Below are 8,054 nucleotides of genomic sequence, written 5' to 3'. Positions count from 1 at the left end.
GTCCAGTCCAGGCCGGCGAGAATGCCGGCCAGCGGCCCGGGAAAATCGGCGACCGTGTCGGCGATCACCGGCAGGCCGAACGCGGCGAAGCGCGCCGGATCGCCATTGGCATTGAGGATCAGCCCGTCGCATTGCGGCTTCAGCCGCGCAATCACCCGTTCCAGGATCGTGCGGCCGGCGATGCTGCGCATCGGCTTGTCGCCGCCGCCCATCCGCCGCGCCAGGCCGCCGGCGAGCAGCAAGCCGGGGATTGCCTCAATCGCCGCTTCAATCATCTCGGCTTTCGCCCTTGCGCTTGTGCCGGGCCGATTCCTCTTCGACGAACGTCAGGTTCTGATCGTAGACGATACGCTCCTCGCCCGACAGCGCGATGAAGCGCTTTCCCCGCGCGCGGCCGACCAGCGTCAGGCCGACCTGCCGCGCCAGGTCGACGCCCCAGGCGGTGAAGCCGGAGCGGGAAACCAGGACCGGTATCCCCATCCGCACCGTCTTGATCACCATCTCCGAGGTCAGCCGTCCCGTGGTGTAGAGGATCTTGTCGGCCGGATCGACGCGGTGGCGATAGATCCAGCCCGCGATCTTGTCGACGGCGTTATGGCGGCCGACGTCCTCGGTATAGCAGACGGGCGTGCCTTGCTTGCACAGCACGCAGCCATGGATCGCGCCGGCCTCGAGATAGAGCGACGGCATGGTGTTGATCGCGTGCGTCATCTGGTAGAGCCAGGAGGTGCGCAGCTCGGCCTTCGGCAGCGCCACGCTTTCCACCGCCTCCAGGAGATCGCCGAATGCGGTGCCCTGCGCGCAGCCGGAGGTCTGCGTGCGCTTCTTCAGTTTCTGCTCGAAGTTGGTGTGATGCGCGGTGCGTACGACGACGACCTGCAAGTCGTCATCGTACTCCACTTCGGTGACGACGTCGTCGTATTTGAGCATGTTCTGGTTGAGCAGATAGCCGAGGCCGAGATATTCCGGGTAATCGCCGATCGTCATCATGGTGACGATCTCCTGCGCGTTCAGATACAGGGTCAGCGGCCGTTCCACCGGCACCTTGATCTCGACCTTCGCGCCGGTCTGATCGGTGCCCGTGACACGCTCGGTCAGGCCCGGATCGTCCGGGTGCGGGACGATCAGGGGAACCGGGGCTTGCTCGATCTTCGTCATGGCTCAGAGCTTAGCATGACAAGGTGGTTTGGCCGATATAAAGCCTTGGGATAGCCTGGGGCGGTTCCTGCTGGTTTCTGACGGGCTTTTTGCTGGCCTCTTATTGGTCTTTTGAGCGCGGCCGGGCGCGGAGAATATGATGAAAGTGATCGGGCTCTCGGGCTGGAGCGGGGCCGGCAAGACCACCTTGCTGACACGGGTCATCCCGCATCTGCTCGCGCAGGGATTGCGTGTCTCCGTCATCAAGCATGCCCATCATCAATTCGACGTCGATGTGCCCGGAAAGGATTCCTGGCTGCACCGTCAGGCCGGCGCAGAGGAGGTGCTGGTGTCCTCGGCCACTCGATGGGCGTTGATGCACGAACTGCGCGGCGCCACCGAACCGCACCTGCCGGAACTGCTGGCAAAGATGTCGCGCGTCGATCTCGTCGTCATCGAGGGCTACAAATCCGACCCGCATCGCAAGATCGAGGTGCACCGGCTGGCCAACGGCAAGCCGCTGCTCTTCCCCGACGATCCGGCCATCGTGGGTATTGCGACCGACGCCACCGTTGAAACCCGGCTTCCCGCCGCCCATCTCGACGATATCCCGGCGATTGCCGCCATGATGCTGCGATCGGCGATCACGATCGAGGATGTGCTGGCACGGAGCGCAGCCGAAAGCTGAAGGCGACCATGGCGCAATTGTCCGACGACTGTTTTGCCTTCGGCGGCCCGCTGATGTCGGTCGACGAGGCCGTCGGCATCATCGTGGCGCGTGTGAAGGCGGTTTGCGAGGTCGAAGCCGTTTCGCTGATCGAGGCCGACGGGCGCATCCTGGCGCACGATGTCGCGGCGCCGTTGCCGCTGCCCCCCTTCACCAATTCCGCCGTCGACGGCTATGCCTTGCCAAGCGGCGATCTTCCGCAAGCGCTGGAACGGGCCTTTCCGATGAGTGGACGCGTGCAGGCCGGTCACGCCGCGCAGGCGGCCGAGCCCGGACATGCGGTGCGCATCTTCACCGGCGCGCCGATGCCTGGAGGCACCGATACGGTGTTCATGCAGGAGGACATCCGCGTCGACGAAGCCGGCCGCGTCGTCGTCCCCCCTGGTCTCAAGGCCGGGGCCAATGTCCGCCTCGCCGGCGAAGATATTGCCGCAGGCGATGTCGCGCTGAAGGCCGGAACGCGATTGCGGCCGCAGGATGTCGCGCTTGCCGCCGCGCTCGGCCTGACCGGGCTTGCGGTGGCGAGGCGCATCAAGGTCGCCGTGTTCTCGACCGGCGACGAATTGGCCTCTCCGGGAACATCGCGGGCCCCGTCGCAGTTGTTCGATTCCAACCGCTTCATGCTGATGGCGATGCTGCGGCGGCTCGGCTGCGAGGTCAGCGATCTCGGTATTCTGCGCGACCAGCGCACCTTGCTCGCGCAGGCTCTGCAGCAGGCAGCCGCCATGCACGATCTGATTCTCACCACCGGCGGGGTCTCGACCGGCGAAGAGGATCACGTCAAGGCCGGGGTCGACAGCGTAGGCTCGCTGGTGCTGTGGCGGATGGCGATCAAGCCGGGACGTCCGGTCGCGATGGGCATCATCGGCGGCACGCCCTTCATCGGCCTGCCCGGAAATCCCGTCGCGAGCTTCGTTACCTTCGTCCATGTGGTGCGGCCGACGGTGCTGGCGCTGTCGGGCGCCAGGCTCGCTCATCCCGTTGCGATCCCGGTGCGCGCCGCCTTCACCTACAAGAAGAAAGGCGGGCGGCGCGAATATGTCCGCGTCAACTTGCGCAAGCGCGCTGATGGCGAATTGGAGGCGATCAAGTTTCCGCGCGAAGGCGCGGGCCTGTTGTCGTCGCTGGTGGAGACCGACGGGCTGGTCGAACTTGGCGAGAGCGTGACCAAAGTCGAGCCGGGCCAGCATGTCGGATTTCTCGGCTATGCAGCTCTGCTCTAGCTGGCGTTGACGACATAGGCCGGCTTCGCCATGTTGCCGGGATGACGACGACGATGCTTGACCTGACCGGATTGAAGTGTCCATTGCCGGCGCTGAAGACGCGCAAGGCATTGAAGCCGCTGAAACGGGGGGACTTCCTTGAAGTCCATTGCACCGATCCGCTCGCGGTGATCGATATCCCGAACCTGATCCGGGAGACCGGCGACAAGGTCGAGATCGCGCAACGCGACGCACAGCGGATCGTATTCCTGATCGAAAAGATCGACGGGGTTCCCGCAACCGGGCGACGTTGAGTCGCACGGTTTTTTCGCAGCTGCGAAGGTTTTCGCTACCTTTTACCAATCGACACGCTTGACGTGTTCTGCCCCAATTTGGTCTTTCGATGGGTGTGAAGCTTGTGGCATGTGTTTCCGCTCTCGCGATTGCAAAATTCGATCCGTACATCCCCGCGCTGCAGCAAAATCGCAGCACTTGCGGTGATCAGGGGACCGGGGATCGTGAACAGTGCATACGCCCGTGTGGCGCGGCTGTAAGGAGGGACGAATGGCGACGGTAGAAAGCGCTGGCACGATGGCCGGCGCGGGGGCAGGTATCTTCGATCGCGAGCACACAATTGCAAAGGCGGGCTTCAATCGCTGGCTGGTGCCCCCCGCGGCGCTCTGCATTCATCTCTGTATCGGCATGTCCTATGGCCTGAGCGTGTTCTGGCTGCCGTTGTCGCGCGCGATCGGCATCGACAAGCCCTTGGCATGCGCGGGGCAGACGATCATCAGTGATCTCTTCACAACCACCTGCGACTGGCAGGTCACCAATCTTCTGATCATCTTCACGATCGGGATCGTGATGCTCGGGCTGTCGGCTGCCGTGTTCGGCGGCTGGCTGGAACGCGCCGGCCCGCGCAAGGCCGGCGCGGTCTCGGCGGTGTGCTGGGCGGGGGGCTTCGCCATCTCGGCGTTGGGCGTCTATGTGCACCAGCTCTGGATCATGTGGCTCGGTCTTGGCTTGATCGGCGGCGTCGGGCTTGGCCTCGCCTACATCTCGCCGGTGTCGACATTGGTGAAATGGTTTCCCGACCGGCGGGGCATGGCGACCGGCATGGCCATCATGGGCTTTGGTGGCGGCGCGATGATCGGCTCCCCGCTTGCCAATCTCTTGATCAATCACTTCAAGACGCCGAGTTCAGTCGGCGTCTGGCAGACCTTCCTGGTGCTGGCCGCAATCTATTTCGTGTTCATGATGATCGGTTCGTTCGGCTATCGCGTGCCGCCCGCGGGCTGGCAGCCCGACGGCTGGACCGCGCCGACCAAGGCGACTGCGCTGATCAGCCGCAACAACGTCCATCTCGAGGATGCGCACAAGACGCCGCAGTTCTGGCTGATCTGGATGGTGCTGTGCATGAACGTGTCCGCCGGCATCGGCGTGCTCGCGATGGCCTCGCCGATGTTGCAGGAGATCTTCGGCGGCGCGCTGATCGGCAAGCCGGATCTCGGCTTTTCCGCGCTCGACACCTCGCAAAAAGTGGCGATCGCCACCATTGCGGCCGGGTTCGTCGGACTGCTGTCACTGTTCAACATCGGCGGCCGGTTCTTCTGGGCCTCGTTGTCGGATCACATCGGACGCAAGAATACTTATTATGCGTTCTTCCTTCTCGGCATCGCGCTCTATGCGCTGTCGCCGAGCTTCGCGCATATGGGCTCGCGCACGCTGTTCGTCGGCGCGTTCTGCATCATCATCACGATGTATGGCGGTGGTTTCGCGACCATTCCGGCCTATCTCGCCGACATGTTCGGTGCGCAATTCGTCGGCGCCATCCACGGCCGATTGCTGACTGCGTGGTCGACCGCGGGCGTCGTCGGGCCGCTTCTGGTCGGCTATATCCGCGATGCGCAACTCAAGGCCGGTATCGACCGGGCGCTGGTCTATGATCGCACCATGTACATCCTGGCCGGACTTCTCATCGTCGGCCTGATCTGCAACTTCCTGATCAAACCGGTCGACGACAAATGGCACCTGAGTGAGGCGGAAGTCGCCAGGCTCCAGGCGGACAGCGCCAAGAGCGAGGCTGCGATCCAGCACGGCTCGTTCGGCATCGGCAAGGGCGGACTTGACACGAAGGCCGCGCTGTTTTGGATCGTGGTTGGGATTCCGCTCATCTGGGGCGTGTGGAAAACTCTCGACAGCGCGATCAAGATTTTCTGAGTGCTGTATAGCCTGGGTACACGCGCGACGTGGACCACTCGCGTCCCGCGGTCCTAATACTTTTTAAACAAAAGATCCGAGGAAACTGCCATCCTGGAGGTCGGCCCTTGGGTTCCGGGCCGAGCCTAGGAGCGGCAGGGGACGGTTCCATGTTCAAAAACCTTTGAATCTCATCGCGGTACCTATTGGCATCTGGTATGCCAACGAATAGGATGGCTCCGACCGGGGCAGAACGAGGCGTTGCAGAAACGAGGCGTTCCAGATGAGTCAGGATGTGCAGCAGGTTCGCGCGTTCGAACACCCCGGCGCGGGACGGAGGCGGGCCAAGGCGACGCCGAAGGGCCGTCAGATCGATCCGGCCGCCGCGCACGAGATCGAACTCCTGCTCGGCGACCGGCCGCGGCGGCGTGATCTCCTGATCGAGCATCTGCACCTGATTCAGGACAAGTATCAACAGATCTCCGCAGCTCATCTCGCCGCGCTGGCTGACGAGATGAGGCTGTCTTTTGCCGAAGTGTTCGAAACGGCGACCTTCTACGCGCATTTTGATGTGGTGAAGGAGGGCGAGCCCGACATTCCGCCGCTGACTATCCGGGTCTGCGATTCCCTGACCTGCGCGGTGCTCGGCGGTGAACAATTATTGCGGGACTTGCGGGACCGCGCCGGCCCCGGCATTCGCGTCGTGCGCGCGCCTTGCAACGGCCTGTGCGATGCCGCGCCGGTCGCTGAGGTCGGCCACCATTTCGTACGTCACGCGACGGCCGCGGAGGTGCTGGCCACGGCCCAGCGCGGCGACACGCATCCGCACATTCCGGCCCATATCGACTATGACGCCTATGTCGCCGATGGAGGCTACCGGCTGCTCACGCGGCTGCGCTCTGGTGTGGTCACAAGGGATGACATCCTGAAGGTTCTCGACGATTCCAGCCTGCGTGGTCTCGGCGGCGCCGGCTTTCCCACCGGTCGCAAATGGCGAGCGGTGCTGGGCGAGCCCGGGCCGCGGCTGATCGCCGTCAACGGTGACGAGGGCGAGCCGGGCACGTTCAAGGATCGCGTCTATCTCAACAGCGATCCGCACCGCTTTCTCGAAGGCACCTTGATCGCCGCGCATGTCGTGGAGGCGTCCGACGTCTACATCTATATCCGCGACGAATACCCGGCTGCCCGCGAAATCCTCGCGCGCGAGATCGCGAAACTGCCGCCGGGCGGTCCGGCGCTGCACATGCGGCGTGGCGCAGGCGCCTATATCTGCGGCGAGGAATCCTCGCTGCTCGAAAGCATCGAAGGCAAGCGCGGCCTGCCGCGGCACAAGCCGCCCTATCCGTTCCAGGTCGGGCTGTTCGGCCTGCCGACCTTGATCAACAATGTCGAGACGCTGTGGTGGATCCGCGATCTCATCGAAAAGGGCGCGGACTGGTGGAAGAGCCATGGCCGCAACGGACGCCAGGGATTGCGCAGCTATTCGGTCTCCGGCCGTGTCAGGAATCCCGGGGTGAAGCTCGCGCCGGCCGGCATCACGGCGCGCGAACTGATCGACGAGTACTGCGGCGGCATGGCCGACGGCCACAGGTTTTCGGCCTATCTTCCGGGCGGCGCGTCCGGCGGTATCCTGCCGGCGTCGATGGACGACATCCCGCTCGATTTCGGCACGCTGGAGAAATACGGTTGCTTCATCGGTTCGGCTGCCGTCATCGTATTGTCTGAGCAGGACAGCGTCAGGGGTGCAGCCCTCAACCTGATGCGCTTCTTCGAGGATGAGAGCTGCGGCCAGTGCACGCCGTGCCGGGTCGGAACCGAGAAGGCGGCGCTGTTGATGCAGCAGCCGGTCTGGAACCGGCAACTGCTCGACGAATTGAGCCAGGCGATGCGAGATGCCTCGATCTGCGGGCTCGGCCAGGCGGCCTCGAATCCGCTGACCTCCGTGCTCAGATACTTCCCTGACGAATTCAAGGACGCCGCGGAATGACCAAGATCCAGTTCGAACTCGACGGCAAGCAGGTCGAAGCCGGGCCGGGCGAGACCATCTGGCAAGTCGCCAAACGGCAGGGCCGCGAGATCCCTCACCTCTGCTATTCGCCGGCGCCGGATTATCGGCCCGATGGCAATTGCCGTGCCTGCATGGTCGAGGTCGAAGGCGAGCGCGTGCTGGCGGCGTCCTGCAAGCGCACGCCCAGCGTCGGCATGAAGGTCAAGACCGAGAGCGCCCGCGCAGTTGCGGCGCAAAAGATGGTGATGGAACTGCTGGTCGCCGACCAGCCGGCGCGCGACACCTCGCACGACCCGGATTCGAAATTCTGGCTCTGGGCCGAGACCACCGGCGTCACCGAGAGCCGCTTTCCGGCGGCTCAGCGCTGGCAGGCCGACGCCAGCCATCCGGCGATGCGGGTCAATCTCGATGCCTGCATCCAGTGCGGTCTGTGCGTGCGCGCGTGCCGCGAGGTGCAGGTCAACGATGTCATCGGCATGGCTTATCGCAATCACGATGCAAAAATCGTGTTCGATTTCGACGATCCGATGGGGGAATCGACCTGCGTCGCCTGCGGTGAATGCGTGCAGGCCTGCCCGACCGGCGCGCTGATGCCCGCGGTCATGCTCGACGACAAGCAGACGCGCGTCACCTATCCGGACAAGCAGGTCGATTCGCTGTGTCCGTATTGCGGCGTCGGCTGCCAGGTCACCTATCAGGTCAAGGACGACAAGGTGATCTATGCCGAGGGCCGCGACGGTCCGGCCAATCACAATCGGCTCTGCGTCAAGGGCCGCTTCGG

General features: G+C 64.0%; 8 protein-coding genes. 6 read left to right on the top strand and 2 right to left on the bottom strand.

The annotated features are described in order from the left end of the window. Positions 1–275: NTP transferase domain-containing protein (locus WCB02_RS00670; RefSeq protein WP_423955213.1), on the bottom strand; the 275-nt coding region annotated here is incomplete at its 3' end. Then, entirely contained in the window at positions 268–1,158 is an 891-nt protein-coding gene (locus WCB02_RS00665) for a formate dehydrogenase accessory sulfurtransferase FdhD (RefSeq protein WP_423955211.1), read from the bottom strand. The genes WCB02_RS00670 and WCB02_RS00665, both read right to left, overlap by 8 nt. A 139-nt stretch (positions 1,159–1,297) precedes the next feature. Here WCB02_RS00665 and mobB point away from each other — a divergent pair, with 139 nt between their 5' ends. From mobB to WCB02_RS00635, 6 genes are all read left to right on the top strand, one after another. Beyond that, a complete protein-coding gene (mobB, locus tag WCB02_RS00660; RefSeq protein ID WP_423955209.1) occupies positions 1,298–1,825 on the top strand; it encodes a molybdopterin-guanine dinucleotide biosynthesis protein B in 528 nt (175 codons plus the stop codon). An 8-nt stretch (positions 1,826–1,833) separates the two neighbouring features. Further along, the gene (gene glp / locus WCB02_RS00655; protein WP_423955207.1) at positions 1,834–3,087 is read left to right on the top strand and encodes a gephyrin-like molybdotransferase Glp; all 1,254 of its coding nucleotides are present in this window, start codon (positions 1,834–1,836) and stop codon (positions 3,085–3,087) included. A 41-nt stretch (positions 3,088–3,128) separates the two neighbouring features. Then, positions 3,129–3,380, top strand: coding sequence for a sulfurtransferase TusA family protein (locus tag WCB02_RS00650; protein WP_423955204.1), 252 nt, complete (start codon positions 3,129–3,131; stop codon positions 3,378–3,380). A gap of 250 nt (positions 3,381–3,630) precedes the next feature. After that, the gene (locus WCB02_RS00645; protein ID WP_423955201.1) at positions 3,631–5,286 is read left to right on the top strand and encodes an OFA family MFS transporter; all 1,656 of its coding nucleotides are present in this window, start codon (positions 3,631–3,633) and stop codon (positions 5,284–5,286) included. 262 nt (positions 5,287–5,548) lie between these two features. Next, positions 5,549–7,252 (top strand): NADH-ubiquinone oxidoreductase-F iron-sulfur binding region domain-containing protein, encoded by a 1,704-nt coding sequence (locus tag WCB02_RS00640; RefSeq protein ID WP_423955199.1) that lies wholly within the window; start codon positions 5,549–5,551, stop codon positions 7,250–7,252. Continuing rightward, positions 7,249–8,054, top strand: an 806-nt coding sequence (locus tag WCB02_RS00635; RefSeq protein ID WP_423955197.1) for a 2Fe-2S iron-sulfur cluster-binding protein, incomplete at its 3' end; no start/stop codon positions are given. The genes WCB02_RS00640 and WCB02_RS00635, both read left to right, overlap by 4 nt.

This window comes from Bradyrhizobium sp., from assembly GCF_049581145.1.
GTDB lineage: Bacteria > Pseudomonadota > Alphaproteobacteria > Rhizobiales > Xanthobacteraceae > Bradyrhizobium.
This window is presented reverse-complemented; position numbering and strand designations above follow the sequence as displayed.

Bases quoted from the DNA above. Each gene is read 5' to 3' on its own strand.
- glp (WP_423955207.1), top strand. From the start codon at position 1,834: ATGGCGCAATTGTCCGACGACTGTTTTGCCTTCGGCGGCCCGCTGATG.
- WCB02_RS00665 (WP_423955211.1), bottom strand. From the start codon at position 1,158: ATGACGAAGATCGAGCAAGCCCCGGTTCCCCTGATCGTCCCGCACCCG.
- WCB02_RS00645 (WP_423955201.1), top strand. From the start codon at position 3,631: ATGGCGACGGTAGAAAGCGCTGGCACGATGGCCGGCGCGGGGGCAGGT.
- mobB (WP_423955209.1), top strand. From the start codon at position 1,298: ATGAAAGTGATCGGGCTCTCGGGCTGGAGCGGGGCCGGCAAGACCACC.
- WCB02_RS00640 (WP_423955199.1), top strand. From the start codon at position 5,549: ATGAGTCAGGATGTGCAGCAGGTTCGCGCGTTCGAACACCCCGGCGCG.
- WCB02_RS00650 (WP_423955204.1), top strand. From the start codon at position 3,129: ATGACGACGACGATGCTTGACCTGACCGGATTGAAGTGTCCATTGCCG.